This window comes from Bacillus sp. N1(2025) (genome assembly GCF_053470005.1).
Genome location: NZ_JBLTJB010000001.1, coordinates 533,120 through 551,399 on the forward strand (window position 1 = coordinate 533,120; position 18,280 = coordinate 551,399).

Here is an 18,280-nt window from a genome sequence, read left to right on the forward strand (position 1 = left end):
CGGAAAAAATGCGGCATGTCCTGAAAGGGGGAAAATGAGATAAGTTTATTTATATTCTTTATTGTAAGCGTATACAATTCATTATACAATAGAATAAAGATAATTTTGTGATAAACAAAACAGTTATTTTTGCTTTTTGTATAAATTGTGAAATCAATGAAATTGCTGAGCAAGACCATTTACTTTTTGTAAAAATAAGTTAGAATTAGAAGTGTTTACATAGGGGGGAGAATGAAAAAGGGGGATGGAGATATGAAGTGGAATCCGCTGATTCCTTTTTTGCTCATTGCAGTGCTGGGAATAGGGCTGACTTTCTTTTTAGCTGTAAAAGGCAACGGAGATGCGCATCAGATCGCAAGCGGCGGTGAAAGCAAAAATGCCGAGAAGGAAACTGCAAACGCTTCACCTGAAGAGATTTATAAAGCGAACTGCATCACCTGTCACGGGGAAAACTATGAAGGTGTGTCAGGGCCGAACTTAAAAGGCGTCGGCAAAAGAAAAGATGTCGCTGAGATTAAAACAAAAATTGAAAAAGGCGGCAACGGGATGCCCGCGGGCCTTGTGCCGGCCGAAAAGCTGGATGACATGGCAAAATGGGTTTCTGACATTAAATAAAGCTTTACCGGTCCCTATATAAAAGACATATGAAAAACTCTATCCGCCGCTTGGATTCCGGGCGGTTTTTTTATATGATAGTAAAGGAAAAAGAACCTGAGAAAAGTTGTGATATTGTGAATGAAATGAAGTTATCTAAAAGATTGCAGTCTGTGGCGGAATATATCCCTCCGGGTGCCCTGGTTGCTGATATCGGGTCGGACCACGCGTATCTTCCTTGCTATGCCGTTTTGAATCATTTGGCAAGCCGGGCAATCGCCGGTGAAATTACAGACGGGCCGTATCTATCCGCCAAACAGCAGGTGGAAAAACTGGACTTAAGCACTCTTATCTCCGTAAGGAAAGGTGACGGGCTGAGCGTCCTTGAAAAAGGAGAAGCCGGCGCCATTACAATCGCCGGCATGGGCGGAGCACTGATCGCTCATATTTTGGAATCGGGGAAAACGAAATTGACGGGGCGTGAACGGCTGATTCTGCAGCCGAATATTCATGCCGTTCATATAAGAGAGTGGCTGTATCAGGAAGGCTATGAACTGCTTGATGAAGTGATTCTCGAAGAAGACGGAAAGTGTTATGAAATCCTCGTTGCGGAAACTGGCGACCGTGATGCGCCTTACCGGGACGTGCCGATGGCTGCCGGAATGCTTGCGGGTCCGTTTTTATTAAAAGAGAGGAATGAAGTGTTTCTTCGGAAATGGAGCCAGGAACTTAAGCATACTGAACAAATTTATGAACAGATCAGCCGCAGCGCAAAGCATGAAAATCATGAAAAATTAGCTGAATTGAAAGAGCGGATCTCTCTGCTGAAGGAGGTAATCGGACATGCCTAAACATGTGAACGGACAGGAAATCATCCAGCTGTTTGAACAATTTTCACCGAAGGCTTTTGCGGTGGAAGGAGACAAAATCGGCCTGCAGATCGGTACATTGAATAAGCCGGTGAAAAATGTCATGGTGACACTGGATGTTCTGGAACAAACGGTAGATGAAGCCATTGAGAAAAAAGTTGACTTAATTATCGCCCACCATCCGCCGATTTTTCGGCCGCTTAAACAGATCACCACTGATCAGCCTGGCGGAAGACTGATTGAGAAATGTATAAAGCATGATATTGCCGTATATGCGGCTCATACGAATCTTGATGTAGCGGACGGCGGTGTTAATGACCTGCTTGCCGAAGCTCTCGGTCTGACAGACACAGAAGTGCTCGTCCCGACATATTCGGACCCGCTGAAAAAGCTTGCCGTATATGTTCCGAAAGACTATGAAGAAGCTGTAAGAACCGCACTCGGCAACGCCGGAGCGGGACATATCGGCAATTACAGCCATTGCGCGTTCTCCTCTGAGGGAATCGGCAGCTTTAAGCCGTTGGACGGGGCAGAACCGTTTATCGGGCAGACGGGAGAACTGGAGCTCGTCCATGAAGTGAGACTTGAGACCGTTTTTCCGGCAAGTATGGAGAAAACCGTCGTAAAAGCGCTGAAAAAAAGCCATCCGTATGAAGAAGTGGCATATGATATTTATCCGGTGGAGCAGTCTCCGCTTGAAAAAGGGCTCGGCCGCATCGGAAAACTTCAGCAAGACATGACGCTTGAAGAGTTTGCTCTGTTTGTGAAAGAAAAGTTTGACGTTAACGGAGTCCGGATGGTCGGAGAGCGAAACAGCAAGGTGAAAAAAGTCGCGGTTCTTGGCGGTGACGGAAATAAATATATTTATCAGGCAAAGCGGAAGGGTGCAGATGTTTACGTGACGGGCGATCTTTATTTCCATGTAGCGCATGATGCGATGATGATGGGATTAAACGTTGTGGACCCTGGGCATTATGCTGAAAAGATCATGAGAAAAGGCACGGCCGAGAAGCTTACGGCAATGGCCGGAGAGAAAAACTATGACGTGCGCATTTTCGCTTCCGAAACAGATACAAACCCATTTACCTTCTTATAAAAAAACTGAGGCCCCGGGCCTCAGTTTTTTATTTTTACTTTCGGAAGGATTTTTTTAAGCGGCACACTGTGTTCAAGCTGCCATGTCGATTCATCGTTGTGGTCAAACTGCTCTAAAAAGCGGATGACTTCCTTTGTAATCGGTGTCGGTGTTGATGCGCCTGCAGTAATGGCGACGGTATTGACGTCTTTCAGCCATTCGAGCTTCAGTTCACTGATGTCTCCGATTCGGTAGGCTTTTGTTCCGGCGATTTCTTCTGACACTTGCGCCAGTCTGTTGGAGTTATTGCTTTTCGGATCACCGACAACAATGGTTAAGTCCGCTTTTTTTGCCTGCTCTGATACAGCTTCTTGACGAACCTGTGTGGCCAGGCAGATTTCCTGATGGTATTCCACATACGGGTACTTTTCTTTGACTGATTCCATAATATCGTGGACGTCCCACTGGGACATTGTCGTTTGGTTTGTAACGATTAATTTCTCAGCCTGAATATCGAGATTTCTCACGTCTTCCTCTGTTTCAACGAGATGAACGATTTCAGGAGCGACGCCGACGGCTCCTTCAGGCTCGGGGTGGCCTTTTTTGCCGATGTATATGACGTGATAGCCTTCAGCTTTTACTTTCCGGATTAGGTCATGTGTTTTCGTGACGTCCGGGCATGTGGCGTCAATCGTAACGAGCCCTTTTTCCTCAGCGACTTTTCTTACTTCCGGAGATACCCCGTGAGCCGTGAAAATAACGGTTCCTTTTTCCACCTGCTTTAAAATCTCCAGACGGTTTGTGCCGTCAAGCGTGTAAATGCCGTCTTCCTCAAACGCATCTGTGACATGCTTATTATGAACAATCATTCCGAGTATATATATAGGTCTTGGCAGTGTTTTATCGAGTGACGCGTTTTTGGCTATGACCATGGCATCAACAACGCCGTAACAGTAGCCGCGCGGCGATATTTTGATAACGTTCAATGTAGATGTCCTCCTATCAAAAGTGAGTGTAGAGGCAATATAAAAAGCCGTAGTTAAACGGCTCAAATCTTGCATTCTTCTGATCTCATTATAGCTAATCTTTCGTGAGATATCAAAGAATGTTAAATATATAATTTCGGCTTTGATCTGCCCGATGTTCTTTTTGGACGCGGCTGTTCCGCTGAGTCTGCCTGTGCGGCGTCTTTTTCTTTTGAAGCGGATGCTTTTTCAGACGTCTTCTTTGATGTTTTGGATGAGGCGTCTGATTTGTTTTCATCTTCTGTTTCATCTGTTTTTTCAGCTTCATCCTTTTTGTCCTGTTCGTCTGTTTCTTTCGTCTCGTCAGATTCATTCTCGTCATCACTGCTGCTTAATTGGCTGTAAAGCTTCATCATGGCGGGCAGACTCCGTACTAAAGGACCGTACTGCTGGATCATCGGCGTAACCTGCTGCGCCACGCCGAGCACCTTCTGAACGTTGCCGAGCATGCTCGACAGGGATGCCGGACTTGCCAGGTTCTGTATTCCCTGCAATCCTGCACCTGCTCCTCCGCTGGCCGCCGCCGGTGCCGACGCGGCAGCGCTTCCTCCTCCTGAACCGGGTAAAAAACGGGAAAGCATCCCTTTTAAGCCCCCTCCGCCGCCCGTGCCTGCGTTTCTCAGGCCCGCTCCGGCAATCTGCTGCTGAGGGAAAAGCTGCCGGCCCTGCTGCATCAGCTGCCGGCCCGGCAATGACGGTCTTCCTCCCATCATCATACGCGGATTCATAAACGGCCGGCCCTGCTGCGCCATATTTCTCATCGGCTGCTGTGGAAACATACTTGTACCTCCTTTCTGTCTCTCTGCTATTACAATATGCATCGGAGGGGGCATTTGCTTTTCTGTCTCGAAAACAGGATTCCCCCGAGACATGGTGTTTTTAAGTAAAATCGGTTATAATGTGATGATGGACACAGAATGTGCCGCTTTAAGGAGCTGGGAAAAATGAAAGAAACTAAATTTGATGGATACAACTTAAAACCGTTTATTATAGATGCAGTTCACCGCCTTGGTTTTTATGAACCGACAGATATTCAAAAGCGTCTGATACCTGCCGTACTGAAAAACGAAAGCGTGATCGGGCAGTCCCAGACGGGGACGGGGAAAACCCACGCCTATTTATTGCCAATTTTGAATCGGATTGATCCGGGTTCTGATACGGTACAGGCTGTTATCACGGCGCCGACGAGAGAGCTTGCCAATCAGATTCATCAGGAAGCGCTCAAAATCACACAGGGTGCGGAAGATGAGCCGATCCGGACAAAATGCTTCATCGGCGGGACGGACAAGCAAAAATCAATTGATAAGCTGAAAACACAGCCTCATCTCGTCGTCGGAACGCCGGGCCGGATCGCGGATCTGATTAAGGCGCAGGCATTGAACGTCTATAAAGCGCAGTCTCTCGTCATTGACGAAGCTGATCTGATGCTTGACATGGGCTTTTTAGAAGACGTTGATTTCATCGGATCGCGTATGCCGGAAGAACTTCAGATGCTAGTGTTCTCAGCTACGATTCCGGAAAAGCTGAAGCCGTTTTTGAAAAAGTATATGGAAAATCCGAAGTACGCGCATGTTGAGCCGAAAAGAATCACAGCCGAAAAGATTGAACATGTTTTGGTTCCTTCTAAACAGCGTGATAAAGACAAACTGCTTTTTGATATGATGTCTCATCTGAACCCTTATCTGGGCATTGTGTTTGCAAATACGAAAAACACGGCTGACCATATTGCGAAATATCTGACTGAAAAGGGCATGAGGATCGGTCTTCTGCACGGGGGATTAACGCCGCGTGAGCGTAAGAAGGTAATGAAGCAGATTAATGATCTGGAATTCACTTATGTCATTGCGACAGACCTTGCGGCAAGAGGAATTGACATTAAAGGCGTAAGCCACGTCATCAACTATGAGCTTCCGGACGATCTGGATTTTTATGTTCACCGCGTCGGTAGAACTGCACGCGCCGGTTCATCAGGTCAAGCACTGACCATTTATGAGCTTTCTGACGAAGATGCGCTCGTAAGACTCGAAAAGATGGGTATTGTGTTTGACTATGCGGAGCTTGTAAACGGCGAATGGAAGAAAGGCGATGACCGCCACCGCCGCAAAAAACGCAAAAAATCGGAGAATGAGGCCGACCAAATGGCGAAGCGCCTCGTGAAAAAACCGAAAAAAGTGAAGCCGGGCTATAAAAAGAAAATGAGCTACGAAATGGAAAAGATAAAAAGAAAGCAGAGAAGAAACAAATCTAACAAAGGAAAGTAGGGGAATCGGGTTGCTGAAAATAGGTTCACACGTCTCAATGAGCGGAAAACATATGCTCCTTGCCGCAAGCAAGGAAGCTGTTTCGTACGGGGCGAATACATTTATGATCTATACGGGCGCTCCCCAAAACACGCGCCGCAAAAAAATTGAAGACTTGAATATTGAAGCGGGCCGCGCCCATATGAAGGAAAACGGCATCGACGAGATTGTCGTGCATGCGCCGTACATCATTAACATCGGAAATACGACAAATCCGGCAACGTTTGAGCTGGGCGTTGATTTTCTGCGTTCTGAAATTGAAAGAACGGCAGCGATCGGCGCGAAACAAATCGTGCTTCATCCAGGAGCGCATGTCGGAGCCGGGGCTGAGACGGGCATCAAAAAAATCATTGAAGGTTTAAACGAAGTGATTGTTCCCGGTCAAAACGTGCAGATTGCGCTGGAAACAATGGCGGGCAAAGGATCAGAATGCGGAAGAAGCTTTGAAGAGCTGGCCGAGATCATTGCGGGAGTCACGCATAATGAACATCTATCCGTCTGCTTTGACACTTGCCACACCCATGACGCCGGGTATGATGTCGCTAATGATTTTGACGGTGTTCTTAACGAGTTTGATAAAATCGTCGGCATCGATCGGATAAAAGTCCTTCATGTTAACGACAGTAAAAATATCAAAGGCGCCCGGAAAGACCGCCATGAAAATATCGGGTTCGGAGAGATCGGTTTTGACGCTCTGCAGTACATCGTTCATCACGAGCAGCTTGCCGATATTCCGAAAATCCTCGAAACACCGTATGTAGGCGAAGACAAGAAAAATAAGAAGCCGCCGTACCGTTTTGAAATCGAAATGCTGAAAGAAAAGCAGTTTGATAAGGAGCTTCTTGAAAAAATATCAGCTCAATAAGAAAGAAAGGAGGGGCGGGTGTCCCTCCTTTCTTACCCTGAGAATTGATTGAAAAGTTCGTCAACTTTCCGCGCCGTTTCTTTTGAGGTTATCGTTTCCACTTTTTTCAGCAGGCGCAGCCGCTCCTGATCATCAAAAATATTGATGTTTTTTCCGTGCATCAGAGCCGCTACCTCAGCCGCTTGACTCCTCGTAATGCTGATTCCGTATTGCTTGGAATACTTCAGCAGATCGTCCGCAGTGACTTGATTGAGCCGCTGCAAAATAATTCTTTGTATTAAAATCATCGATACTTTCACCTCTTTAGACATAATGTATTGAGCAGATCATTAAAATGTTACAGCTTTTAATGGTAAAATAAAGTTGCTTACTGTTTAAAATAGTTATTATAGGAAAGGAGATTTTATGACCCCAAATAAACAGCATAAAAGAGAATCATTTTTACACTTTATCTTCAGGGTCATTATGATTCTGATCGGGGCGGGTTCAGCCGCCGTAAGTATTGAATTGTTTCTGGTCCCTAATAATTTTATCGACGGAGGCATTATCGGTGTTTCATTAATTTTAGACCACCTCTTTATGTCCAATCCCCTCCTCAATTTTGCCTTATTCGTTGTGTTACTCAACATTCCATTTATGATTTTCGGATATAAATATATCGGAAAAACATTTCTCATCTCTACTGTTATCGGAATCGTCGGTTTAGCGCTGATTGAATCCTCATTGCACCATGTGGAGGCCATTACGACCCAGCCTATTTTGGCGACGGTATTCGGGGGGCTTTTGCTCGGTTTCGGGGTAGGCCTTGTCATCCGAAACGGAGGCTCGATGGACGGTACTGAAATCCTCGGTATCCTTCTCACGAAAAAGCTGCCCTTTTCAGTCGGGGAATTCGTTATGCTCATCAATGTGTTTATTTTCATTTGGGCCGGTTTTGTGTTCGGTCCGGAGCAGGCAATGTATTCTTTCATGACTTATTATATTGCCATGAAAACGATTGACGCCGTCATCCAGGGGCTTGATGAAACAAAAGCGGTCATTATTGTTGCAGAGCAATATGCTGAGATCTCAGATGCTATATTGCACCGGCTTGGACGGGGAACTACCAAGCTTCAGGGAAAAGGCGGATATACGGATGAAACCAAAGAAGTCATTTACGCGGTCGTGACAAGGCTTGAAGTGACTAAATTGAAATCCATTGTGTTTGAAATTGATAAAAACGCCTTTATTACGATCATGAATACCCATGAAACGAGGGGCGGTAAGTTCAAAACCGCGATTCACTAGGCTTTCATTTACTTTTCATCATTTTATAGGTATAATTTGATACATCATAAGAAAATGGCCTGCTGTTCAGACAGCTGCCATTTTCTTTTTGGAGCGATACCGTGTTGTAAAGGGGAGGTCCTCATGAACGTACAAGAAGCGTTGAACCTGCTGAAAGAAAAAGGGTATAAATATACGAGTAAGCGAGAAGACATGCTGCAGCTTTTTGCTGATTCTGATAAATATCTGACCGCCAAAAACGTGCTTGCCGCATTAAATGACGACTATCCGGGTCTGAGCTTTGATACCATATACAGAAATCTTTCGTTATATGAAGAACTCGGCATTTTGGAAACGACGGAGCTTTCCGGAGAAAAACTGTTCCGTTTTACATGCTCTTATACCCATCATCATCACCATTTTATCTGTTTAACCTGCGGGAAAACGAAGGAAATTGAGTCCTGTCCGATGGATAAGCTGCACGATGATTTGGAAGGGTATGAAATCAGCGGCCATAAGTTTGAAATTTACGGCACCTGTCCGGCGTGCCGATAAAAAACCTCCTGCTTATACAGGAGGTTTTTTATCAGCTTTTCACATGCTGAAAGCTATGTTTGTTTTTATTAATCCAGGCGACGGCTTCAAGCCAATTCTGCACCCTGATAATATTGGAATCGATGGGGAGCTGATTATATGGGGAGTTAAAAAGGATAACCGGAATGCCTGCTTCTTTTGCGATCATTGTCGCATTGCCGTGGTGATCTTCGAAAAATAAATCAATGCCGTGTTTTTTGACCGCTTCCACTTTGTGATGGCCTCCGACAAGCTCAATGTGATCGTAATGAATGTCCCGGTTTGCAAACCAGTCCAGCGTAACATCTTCTAAGTGGCCGCGTCTTGCCGTAATGTAGATCAGACGGTGCTCTTCTTTCAGTCCGTCCAGTGCCTGCTTGGCAAATTCCGCGAGCTTCGCTTCTTTATATATGGCTGCTTCATGAACGTTCATCCATTCCCAAAATTCCTCGTCTGTAATGTTCAAAAGCTTCGTCAGATCATAATCAGTCATATCATCCAAGGTAATGGAAAGATGAAATGAGCGGTTTAAATAAGGGACAAATGTATCCTGTGCCGTAACTGTGCCGTCAATATCTATACCTAACCGTAACATGTCCACACTCCTTAAATTCATCCCTTCAAGTGTAACATAAACAATTAACAATACCAGAAAAGTTTAGCAAACATGAATCCGTAAAAAACGCGGAAACTAAAAAAGCTCCTTTCATAAAAGAAAAAGGGGGAATTGAAGGTGGCATACGATTACGAAAATCGAAAAGGCAACGAATACTATGTGGATCATGGATCGGAAGGAACCGATATCACGCGTGATGTTTATTCAGAAGAAACAGCGGCTGAAATTTCAGAGCCATATCGTGCTTCTGACCGGGCAGCAGACCGTGATGATAACCGGGACGGAGTAAGTGAAGGCCGGGGGATAGGGTATGCAGCATTGGCTATTTCTATCATTTCCCTGTTTGTGCTCCCTGTTTTATTAGGGGCATGCGGCATTATCGTCGGCTATATCGCCAGAAGAAGAGGAGCAGGCGCTTTAGGCGGATGGGCGATGGGAATCGGTATTGTTTCCCTTGTGCTTGGCATCTTCATTACACCGTTTTTTTAACACAACGCAAAAAAAAGCTTGGCGGAATATCCGTCAAGCTTTTTGTGTTTCTTGTTCTGCTTTTGCTTTTTCCGCTTCAAGCTTTGCGTAGTGTTCTTCTGCCAGCTTGTCGATTTCTTTTTTCAGCTCTTCGACCATGGTTTCTTCAGGAACTTTGCGGACGATTTGGCCTTTGCGGAAAAGAAGTCCTTCGCCGCGCGCGCCGGCAATCCCGATATCGGCTTCTCTTGCTTCGCCCGGTCCGTTAACGGCACATCCGAGAACCGCTACTTTAATCGGCGCTTTAACTTTAGAAATATATTCTTCCACTTCATTGGCGATGCTGATAAGATCAATTTCGATCCGTCCGCATGTCGGGCATGAAATAAGCGTAGCCGCGTTTGAAGCAAGACCGAATGATTTCAGCAGTTCTCTGGCTACTTTTACTTCTTCAACCGGGTCGGCGCTCAGAGAGATCCGGAGCGTGTTTCCGATTCCTTTGCTTAAAATCGCTCCGAGTCCGGCCGCGCTTTTTACCGTTCCGGCAAACAGCGTGCCCGATTCTGTAATTCCGAGGTGGAGCGGATAATCAAATGCTTTTGACGCTTTTTCGTATGCTTCTATGGCTAGATTGACGTCAGACGCTTTCATGCTGACGATGATGTCATGAAAGTCAAGGTCTTCCAGGATTTTGATATGATGAAGCGCACTCTCAACCATTCCGTCAGCAGTCGGATAGCCGTATTTTTCTAAAATGCGTTTTTCCAAAGAACCCGCGTTTACGCCGATCCGGATCGGAATTCCTTTTTCTTTCGCCGCTTTTACGACGGCTTCCACTTTTTCGCGGCGGCCGATGTTACCCGGGTTGATTCTGATTTTGTCGGCGCCGCCCTCAATTGCTTTTAATGCAAGCTTGTAGTCAAAATGAATATCGACAACGAGAGGGATGGAAATTTGTTTTTTGATGTCGGCAATCGCGTTAGCGGCGCGTTCGTCCGGACATGCCACCCGGACAATTTGGCAGCCGGCTTCGGCTAAACGGTTGATTTCCGCAACTGTTGCTTCTACGTCGTGTGTTTTGGTCGTCGTCATACTCTGAATGACGACTTCGTTATTTCCGCCTATTGTTAAAGGTCCCACTTTGACGGGACGCGTTTTTGTACGATGTGTGATTTCACTCACTTGTCAATCGCTCCTTAATTGTAGTTACCGCTTTTGCAGGCTGAGCCTTTTACATGTCAGGCAACTTCTATTTACATGTTATATTGTAACAGTGTATTTGCCAAACTGACAAGAAATTAACGTTTAATTGCGGTAGACGGGGAATTTATAAGCGGTGCCTGCCTGAATGGCGTTTGCTTTTACATTCGGATTCAGCGCTTCAAAATCTTGTGCAATATCATCTGGCGCTTTATGTGCGCCGACTATCGACATCACCGTATCGCCTTTTTTGACCGTAACCGTTCTGTATGAAGCTTCCTGTTGGGCTGGCTGCGCCGCCGCTGCGTATGCTGGAAGGTCTTGAGAAGGGATCGTGCCGATTTTAAGATCGTAAAAGATAATGAATATCACAAATAAACTGCCGAATACAAAAGTAAGCCGCTTCATTCCAACCGCCTCCCGCATACATTTTTACTTCATTGTATGCTTGTCCCATTTTGTTCATGACAAAAAAGAAGACCGCCGGGGGCAGTCTTTGTTACACAGCTGTTTTTCTTGGCGGTATCTCTTTTAAGACGAGGAAAAGGATGATAAAGTTTACAAACCAATTCACTAAAAATTCACTCGGCACCGTAATGACAAGCGCGCGCATGATCGTAAAGAATATGGTCGAAAGTGTAATGGAATAAGCCGAAAGCTTCCAGAGCTGCTGGTAATTCAATGTCTTTCTTTGCGCATTTTTCAATATCAGGCCGATGACGGCGAGAAATGATACTTCAATGAATTTTCCGGCCGCTGTCATGATGAACAGCAGAACGGACAGGACGGTGACGATCATCGTTTTATTTTGGTTTAATGCTGATATGATTTCTTTTTTTGTGATATCAGCAGGCATCAGCGAATAATTCATTTCTGTCGCCTGTCCGTCTACAGCAAGCACCATTTTATTTTTCAAAATGCCGATCGCGTTTTGTTTCGCCGCTATTTGTTTAGCGCCGTAAGCATCCGTCGGATCAAACACGATGACGAACCCGTTCGCTTCCGTTTCCTTAGAGGCGGACGCTTTCGTCTGCAATTCTCCGTTTGAAATGCTGAAATCAGGGAAATCTTTCTTTAACACGGTTTTGAAACCGTTCATTGAGTTTACGGTGCCGGAGCAAAGGTAATAAGCGCTTGGCAGCGTAAAAAGGACAGACAGCAAAAAGACATAAAGGATCGCTTTTCCTATCCCCTGAAACCGTGTTTTTGCAATATCTGCCGGAGAGTATGTACTTTTCAATAAAGCCGTAAATATGTTCAACATCTTCACTTCCTAGCCTAAACTGGTATATGTTGCTTATTGTATCGTTCACAGGGGATGAACACAAGTGAGAGTATTTAAAGCGGTGATAAGGAATCATACATAATAAGATAAAGCGGGAAGCGGTGATCGCCCGCAAAACAAAGGAGGGTGTTTTTGTCATGAGTGTTTTGTATTGGCTGATGATCATTGCGGTCTTCGTCATTGCTTTTATCGGGCTTGTATATCCGGTGATTCCAAGCGTTATTTTTATTGTGGCCGGTTTTCTTCTCTACGGATTTTTGTTTTCCTTCAGTCCTTATTCTTACCTGTTTTGGCTCATTGAGGCGGTATTTGCGGCCGTTTTATTCGCAGCTGACTATGTGTCAAATTTACTTGGCGTTAAAAGGTACGGAGGAAGCAGGGCGGCAATCTGGGGAAGCACGATCGGATTATTGATCGGGCCCTTCGTTATTCCCGTGGCAGGCATTATATTAGGCCCATTTATCGGTGCTGTCTGCGCTGAGGTGTTTGTTCATCAAAAGGATATCAAGTCCGCGGCAAAAGTGGGGCTCGGCTCGTTAATCGGCTTTTTAACAAGCGTGGCGGCAAAAGGCGTCATTCAGCTCTTTATGATCGGGTATTTCTTATGGACGGTGCTTTAGAAAGGTTTAATTTCGGCCGTGAACGGATAAAGTGTAATATGTCTGCTGGAATCGCCGGATTGTGAGCTTTTTCATTGATTACCACGCTTTCTTTTGTTACATTGAGATTAGAAAAGTTCGCGTTAAGCGGCATTTCAGTACATATATTTAAAGGAGGAAAAAATTATGGCTTACAAACTTCCAGAATTGCCTTACGCTTATGATGCTTTAGAACCGCATATCGATAAGGAAACGATGACGATTCACCATACGAAGCACCATAACACATACGTGACAAACCTCAACAAAGCGATCGAAGGATCAGCGCTTGCAGAGAAATCTGTAGATGAGCTTGTTGCTGATTTGAACGCAGTGCCGGAGGACATCCGCACGGCAGTCCGCAACAATGGCGGCGGACATGCAAACCACTCTTTATTCTGGACTCTTTTATCTCCGAACGGCGGAGGCGAACCGACTGGTGAGCTTGCTGAAGAGATCAAAAGCACGTTCGGAAGCTTCGATCAATTTAAAGAAAAATTCGCCGCAGCAGCTGCAGGCCGTTTCGGTTCAGGCTGGGCTTGGCTCGTTGTAAATAACGGCAAACTTGAAATTACAAGCACGCCAAATCAAGATTCACCGCTTTCAGAGGGTAAAACACCTGTTCTCGGTCTTGATGTTTGGGAGCACGCGTACTACCTGAACTACCAAAACCGCCGTCCTGATTACATTTCAGCTTTCTGGAATGTTGTGAACTGGGATGAAGTTGCCCGTCTTTACAGCGAAGCAAAATAATTGAGTTGAATGATCACAAGGTCTCCCGCGGGAGACCTTGTTTTTTTATTGACTTTGATTCCTTTTACATATCTCAGTTTGAGTGAGACAAACTAATGTGTAGTAAAGGGGAGTCAATGATGAGCAAAATAAAAAAAATTATCGGCGACATCGAAATAAATAAAGGGCTGCTGCTGTTATTGACGATTGGCGGCCTTTACTCATTGGGCATCGCGCTGTCAAATACATTTGTCAACGTGTATTTGTGGAAGCAGTCGGGAAAATTTATTGATTTGGCCATATACAATTTGTCGGTCGTGACGATGCAGCCGGTTACCTTTCTGCTGGCGGGCCGGCTGGCTAAAAAAATTGACAGAGTGTTTATTCTCAGGTTCGGCGTTATCTTTTTGGCCGCTTTTTATTTAAGTGTGCTGCTTGCCGGAGAAACTGCGGCTTCCCGTCTTGTTTTGATAGGGGCCGTGCTCGGAGTTGGATACGGCTTTTACTGGCTGGCTTTTAATGTGTTGACTTTCGAAATCACGGAACCGGAAACGAGAGATTTTTTTAACGGGTTTTTAGGCATTTTGTCTTCATCGGCGGGCATGATCGGTCCGATTGTGGCCGGATATGTCATTTCAAGACTTGAAAACAATACGGGTTATACAATCATTTTCAGCCTGTCGCTCGGCTTATTTGCCCTTGCCGTGGTCATGAGCTTTTTTCTGAAGCGGAGGGAGTCGAAAGGCCGGTTTATGCTGAAAAAAGTTTTTGATGAGCGCCACACGAATCTGAATTGGCGCCGGATTACCAACGCGCACTTTTTTCAAGGCTTGAGAGAAGGGATTTTTGTTTTTTTAATCAGCGTATTTGTATTCATTGCGACAAACAGTGAGCTGGCGCTCGGAACATTCGGCCTCGTCAATTCCGCGGTTTCTTTTTTTGCCTATTATTTTGCATCAAGGCTCATCAAAAAAAGAGCGCGGAAAAAGGCGATTCTTATCGGCGGATTGATCTTGTACGGCGCTCTGTTTCTCATTATTTTTAAAATGAGCTTCACGACGCTCCTTTTGTACGGAGTGTTTATTGCGATCGGCTATCCAGTTCTGCTCGTGCCGTATGTCTCGCTTACATATGATGTGATAGGCCGGGCGCGGCTTGCCAGAAAAGCCAGAATTGAATACATTGTGCTCAGGGAGTTATTTTTAAATGCGGGCCGGATCGTTTCCATCCTTTGTTTCCTTGTAATCGTTACATTGTTCAAGGAAAAAGTGGGGATACCGGCGGCGCTCGTGCTGCTCGGAGCCGGGCATCCGCTGATTTATTACTTTATAAAAGACATCAAACTGGATACGGAAACTTCTGATGAAACAGTAGAAGAAGACCGACAAAAACAGGCGGCGGAACCGAATTTTATAAAAGGAGAAAGATAAAAGGGTTATCTGTAGAAAAATATCGAAAAAACCTTTAGAATGAAAAATGGCACCTGAACAGAAGGTGTCATTTCTTTCTGTAAATAAGAAAAGGTGATGTCATGAGGAGAAATAAAAAGAAAATAGCTGTAAACAAAGAAAAGAAAAAATCACTGCCGATCCGGCTTAATTTTTTGTTTTTGGTTGCGTTTCTTATTTTCACTTGGATTATCGTCGAGCTTGGCATCAAGCAGATCGTTCAGGGTGATGATTATAAAAACGCCGCTAATAAGCAAGAGGAGTCTGATGTCAGCACGGCGGTTCCGAGAGGGAAAATATACGACCGGAACCTAAATCCCATCGTAACGAATAAAGCATTAAATGCGATTACATATACACGTTCAGCCTCAACCACCCAGGCGCAGCGTTTAAAAATCGCAAAAAAACTGTCGGGTATGATTAAGGTAAGCACCAAAAAGGTGACTGAGCGGGATAAAAAAGACTATTGGATGTTAACAAGGCCTGATGAAGCGAAAAAACTGATTACGGCCGAAGAAAACCAAAAAGCTGAAGACAAAAAACTGTCTGACGATGATTTATATCAGCTTCAGCTGAAACGCATCACAGACAAACAGCTGAATGAGCTCACTTCAAAAGACATGCAGATCCTTGCGATCAAAAGACAGATGGATTCAGGATACTCCCTGACGCCTCAATACATCAAAAATGAAGGCGTGTCGGCAAAAGAAATGGCCGTCGTCAGCGAACATTTAGATGAACTGCCGGGGGTTGACGTGACGTCTGACTGGGAACGGTCTTATCCTTATAAAAGCCTGATCCGGACATTGCTCGGCAGTGTATCCAGTTCGAACGAAGGTCTTCCGTCCAACCTGCTGGATCACTATCTGTCACTCGGCTACAGCCGGAATGACAGGGTCGGAAAAAGCTATTTAGAATATCAATATGAAAGCCTGCTGCAGGGTCAAAAAGAGAAAGTGCAGAACTTAACCGACTCATCCGGAAATGTCACGGGCAGCAAAGTGATTTCAAAAGGGCAGGCCGGCAAAGACCTTGTGTTATCCATTGATATGGACCTGCAGAAATCCGTTGAAAAAATCATTGAGAAAAATTTAAGATCGGCAAAAGCGAGACCGAGCACGAAGCTTCTTGATCGGGCCTTCGTCGTCATGATGAACCCGAAAAACGGAGAAGTGCTGACGATGGCCGGCAAACAGATTACGAATGATCATGGAAAGTACAAAATTAATGATTATGCCCTCGGCGCAATGACTTCCTCCTACGCAATGGGATCGGCGGTCAAAGGAGCGACGGTGTTGACCGGACTGCAGACGGGCGCGATTAATTTGAACACCGTTTTTCAGGATGAACCTATGTATTTCAAGGGAAGTAAAAACCCGAAAAAATCATGGACGAATTTAGGTCCCGTAGATATCCAAAAAGCGCTTCAGGAATCATCAAACGTGTTCATGTTCAAAACGGCGATTGCCGTCGGTAAAGGGGAGTACAAAAAAGGCCAGTCCCTGCCGCTTGATATGAAGGCATTCGATACTTTCAGATACTACTTCAATCAGTTCGGACTCGGAGTTAAGACGGGGATTGATCTTCCGAATGAAGCGACCGGGTACCAAGGGTCACAGCGAATTTCCGGTCTTCTGTTAGACTTTGCCATCGGACAGTATGATACGTTTACACCGCTGCAAATGGCGCAGTATGTATCTACAATCGCCAATGGAGGCTATCGTTTGAAACCTCAGCTTGTAAAAGAGGTCAGGCAGCCTGATTCGAAAAAAGGAATCGGAGCCGTTGTAGAGTCTGTTCAGCCCCAAGTACTGAATAAGATTGATATGAATAATGCAGACATTAAAGAAGTGCAGGCAGGTTTCAGACGCGTCATGACAAAAGGGACAGCCGCAACTGATTTTGCGACTGCGACATACAGTCCTGCCGGTAAAACGGGTACCGCGCAATCTTTCTATGACGGTCCTGACAAATCAGAGACGGGTGAAGCAACATATAACACGACTCTTGTCGCGTATGCACCTGCTGATAATCCGGAAGTAGCTATTTCTGTAGTCGTTCCTTGGGCCTATATTAATTACAGCGATCGATATTCGATTACGGATGATATAGGAAGAGCAGCTCTGGACAAATACTTTGAGCTGAAAAAGAAACAAGAAGATAATAATACGAAGCAGAAAAACGAAGATAAAATTCAGGAAGACGCTGAAAACGGCAATACAAACAACTAACAGAAAAACGCTCACAACTTGTGAGCGTTTTTTTTATACAAAAAAACATCCGGATTTACAAAACCTTAACACTTGATTTATACGCATTTTACAAGAACCCTTTACTCTATACGTGTAGGACAAATTACACATTAAATGCAGGGGGAATTCAGGAAATGAAAAAAAACAAATGGATGCTTATGCTTCTGATGGCTGCTGTTATGATTGTTGCTGCAGCATGCGGAAATGCAAAGGAAAGCGGCAAGACAGACAGTCAATCTGCAAGTGAGGATAAAAAAGCATCAGGTTCTTTAACCATTTCTGGTTCATCGGCCATGCAGCCGTTAGTACTGGCAGCGGCGGAAAAGTTTATGGAAAAACATCCGGATGCTGATGTGCAGGTGCAAGCGGGGGGTTCAGGAACAGGTCTTTCGCAAGTGTCTGAAGGGGCAGTGCAAATCGGCAACTCAGATGTCTTTGCTGAAGAAAAAGAAGGCATTGATGCGAAAGCCCTAAAAGACCACCGAGTAGCGGTAGTGGCGATGGCGGCTGCGGTCAACCCCGGTGCGGGCGTAAAGGATATAACCAAAAAACAGCTGACAGACGTCTTTACAGGAAAAATTAAAAACTGGAAAGAGCTTGGCGGTAAAGATCAAAAAATTACACTCGTGAACCGTCCTGATTCATCAGGAACACGCGCTACGTTCGTCAAATACGCGCTTGACGGAGCAGATCCTGCTGAGGGCATTACAGAGGATTCCTCCAATACAGTTAAAAAAATCATTGCGGAAACGCCGGGAGCAATCGGTTATCTGGCATTCTCTTATATAAACGATGACAAAGTAACGCCTTTATCGATCGGAGGCATCAAACCGGAAGAGAAAAACGTCGTCACAGGCGAGTATCCGATTTGGGCTTACGAGCACTCTTATACGAAAGGAGAAGCGTCAGGCCTTACAAAAACGTTTCTTGACTATATGAACAGCGATGAAGTACAGAAAAGTATCGTAAAAGATCAAGGCTACATTCCGATCTCTGATATGAAAGTCACACGTGACGCAAACGGCAAGCAAAGCTGAGGGGAGGGCGGGCTCCCCGCCTCTTCTTCTTTATAGG

20 protein-coding genes are annotated in these 18,280 nt (G+C 45.2%); 13 read left to right on the plus strand and 7 right to left on the minus strand.

All coding sequences use genetic code 11. From position 1 onward, the window contains the following. Nucleotides 1-252: 252 nt before the first annotated feature. The 3 genes from cccA (at nt 253) to ACNFN4_RS02985 (ending at nt 2,559) form a co-directional block, all read left to right on the plus strand. On the plus strand, nt 253-615 hold the full coding sequence (gene cccA / locus ACNFN4_RS02975) for a cytochrome c550 (RefSeq protein WP_003152999.1): 363 nt from the start codon (nt 253-255) through the stop codon (nt 613-615). Nucleotides 616-740: 125 nt separating this feature from the next. Continuing rightward, on the plus strand, nt 741-1,445 hold the full coding sequence (locus ACNFN4_RS02980; protein ID WP_038460841.1) for a tRNA (adenine(22)-N(1))-methyltransferase: 705 nt from the start codon (nt 741-743) through the stop codon (nt 1,443-1,445). Beyond that, nucleotides 1,438-2,559: a Nif3-like dinuclear metal center hexameric protein gene (locus ACNFN4_RS02985; RefSeq protein ID WP_015240228.1), complete on the plus strand. Its 1,122-nt coding sequence runs from the start codon at nt 1,438-1,440 to the stop codon at nt 2,557-2,559. The genes ACNFN4_RS02980 and ACNFN4_RS02985 overlap by 8 nt, the downstream gene beginning before the upstream one ends. Before the next feature lie 20 nt (nt 2,560-2,579). On the opposite strand, the gene ACNFN4_RS02990 is transcribed toward ACNFN4_RS02985, so the two are convergent. Both ACNFN4_RS02990 and vrrA read right to left on the minus strand, forming a co-directional pair. Continuing rightward, nucleotides 2,580-3,524 carry a 4-hydroxy-3-methylbut-2-enyl diphosphate reductase gene (locus ACNFN4_RS02990; protein ID WP_029973409.1) on the minus strand — a complete coding sequence of 315 codons (945 nt, stop codon included), beginning with the start codon at nt 3,522-3,524 and terminating at the stop codon, nt 2,580-2,582. 122 nt (nt 3,525-3,646) lie between these two features. Then, nucleotides 3,647-4,342 (minus strand): VrrA/YqfQ family protein, encoded by a 696-nt coding sequence (vrrA, locus tag ACNFN4_RS02995; protein WP_012118006.1) that lies wholly within the window; start codon nt 4,340-4,342, stop codon nt 3,647-3,649. A gap of 165 nt (nt 4,343-4,507) precedes the next feature. Here vrrA and ACNFN4_RS03000 point away from each other — a divergent pair, with 165 nt between their 5' ends. Continuing rightward, nucleotides 4,508-5,824 carry a DEAD/DEAH box helicase gene (locus ACNFN4_RS03000; RefSeq protein WP_014418399.1) on the plus strand — a complete coding sequence of 439 codons (1,317 nt, stop codon included), beginning with the start codon at nt 4,508-4,510 and terminating at the stop codon, nt 5,822-5,824. Nucleotides 5,825-5,834: 10 nt separating this feature from the next. Next, nucleotides 5,835-6,728, plus strand: coding sequence for a deoxyribonuclease IV (locus ACNFN4_RS03005; protein WP_014418398.1), 894 nt, complete (start codon nt 5,835-5,837; stop codon nt 6,726-6,728). A 32-nt stretch (nt 6,729-6,760) separates the two neighbouring features. On the opposite strand, the gene ACNFN4_RS03010 is transcribed toward ACNFN4_RS03005, so the two are convergent. After that, on the minus strand, nt 6,761-7,015 hold the full coding sequence (locus ACNFN4_RS03010) for a DUF2624 domain-containing protein (RefSeq protein ID WP_014418397.1): 255 nt from the start codon (nt 7,013-7,015) through the stop codon (nt 6,761-6,763). Between the two features lie 118 nt (nt 7,016-7,133). On the opposite strand from ACNFN4_RS03010, the gene ACNFN4_RS03015 reads away from it, so the two are divergent. Then, complete coding sequence (locus ACNFN4_RS03015; RefSeq protein ID WP_007408296.1) at nt 7,134-8,015, plus strand: YitT family protein; 882 nt, start codon at nt 7,134-7,136, stop codon at nt 8,013-8,015. A 123-nt stretch (nt 8,016-8,138) separates the two neighbouring features. After that, a complete protein-coding gene (locus ACNFN4_RS03020; protein ID WP_003153018.1) occupies nt 8,139-8,549 on the plus strand; it encodes a Fur family transcriptional regulator in 411 nt (136 codons plus the stop codon). Nucleotides 8,550-8,580: 31 nt separating this feature from the next. Here the strand turns inward: ACNFN4_RS03020 and ACNFN4_RS03025 are convergent, their stop codons facing one another. Then, nucleotides 8,581-9,162 carry a nucleotidase gene (locus ACNFN4_RS03025; protein WP_007408297.1) on the minus strand — a complete coding sequence of 194 codons (582 nt, stop codon included), beginning with the start codon at nt 9,160-9,162 and terminating at the stop codon, nt 8,581-8,583. 132 nt (nt 9,163-9,294) lie between these two features. On the opposite strand from ACNFN4_RS03025, the gene ACNFN4_RS03030 reads away from it, so the two are divergent. Continuing rightward, the gene (locus ACNFN4_RS03030) at nt 9,295-9,672 is read left to right on the plus strand and encodes a DUF308 domain-containing protein (protein ID WP_089072446.1); all 378 of its coding nucleotides are present in this window, start codon (nt 9,295-9,297) and stop codon (nt 9,670-9,672) included. Nucleotides 9,673-9,705: 33 nt separating this feature from the next. Here the strand turns inward: ACNFN4_RS03030 and ispG are convergent, their stop codons facing one another. The 3 genes from ispG to ACNFN4_RS03045 form a co-directional block, all read right to left on the minus strand. Continuing rightward, complete coding sequence (gene ispG, locus ACNFN4_RS03035; RefSeq protein ID WP_169510269.1) at nt 9,706-10,824, minus strand: flavodoxin-dependent (E)-4-hydroxy-3-methylbut-2-enyl-diphosphate synthase; 1,119 nt, start codon at nt 10,822-10,824, stop codon at nt 9,706-9,708. 132 nt (nt 10,825-10,956) lie between these two features. Further along, complete coding sequence (locus tag ACNFN4_RS03040) at nt 10,957-11,259, minus strand: LysM peptidoglycan-binding domain-containing protein (protein ID WP_003153022.1); 303 nt, start codon at nt 11,257-11,259, stop codon at nt 10,957-10,959. Nucleotides 11,260-11,350: 91 nt separating this feature from the next. Further along, nucleotides 11,351-12,115, minus strand: coding sequence for a DUF1189 domain-containing protein (locus ACNFN4_RS03045; protein WP_014418394.1), 765 nt, complete (start codon nt 12,113-12,115; stop codon nt 11,351-11,353). Nucleotides 12,116-12,273: 158 nt separating this feature from the next. On the opposite strand from ACNFN4_RS03045, the gene ACNFN4_RS03050 reads away from it, so the two are divergent. The 5 genes from ACNFN4_RS03050 to ACNFN4_RS03070 all read left to right on the plus strand — a co-directional run bounded on the left by ACNFN4_RS03050 (nt 12,274) and on the right by ACNFN4_RS03070 (nt 18,243). Continuing rightward, nucleotides 12,274-12,756, plus strand: a complete 483-nt coding sequence (locus tag ACNFN4_RS03050) for a DUF456 domain-containing protein (RefSeq protein ID WP_014418393.1) — start codon at nt 12,274-12,276, stop codon at nt 12,754-12,756. 165 nt (nt 12,757-12,921) lie between these two features. Continuing rightward, nucleotides 12,922-13,527 carry a superoxide dismutase SodA gene (sodA, locus tag ACNFN4_RS03055; protein ID WP_003153025.1) on the plus strand — a complete coding sequence of 202 codons (606 nt, stop codon included), beginning with the start codon at nt 12,922-12,924 and terminating at the stop codon, nt 13,525-13,527. A gap of 119 nt (nt 13,528-13,646) precedes the next feature. After that, complete coding sequence (locus ACNFN4_RS03060; RefSeq protein WP_012118002.1) at nt 13,647-14,936, plus strand: MFS transporter; 1,290 nt, start codon at nt 13,647-13,649, stop codon at nt 14,934-14,936. 101 nt (nt 14,937-15,037) lie between these two features. Further along, the gene (pbpA, locus tag ACNFN4_RS03065) at nt 15,038-17,185 is read left to right on the plus strand and encodes a penicillin-binding protein 2A (RefSeq protein ID WP_029973866.1); all 2,148 of its coding nucleotides are present in this window, start codon (nt 15,038-15,040) and stop codon (nt 17,183-17,185) included. 155 nt (nt 17,186-17,340) lie between these two features. Next, complete coding sequence (locus tag ACNFN4_RS03070) at nt 17,341-18,243, plus strand: phosphate ABC transporter substrate-binding protein (protein WP_007408304.1); 903 nt, start codon at nt 17,341-17,343, stop codon at nt 18,241-18,243. The last annotated feature ends 37 nt before the right edge of the window (nt 18,244-18,280 follow it).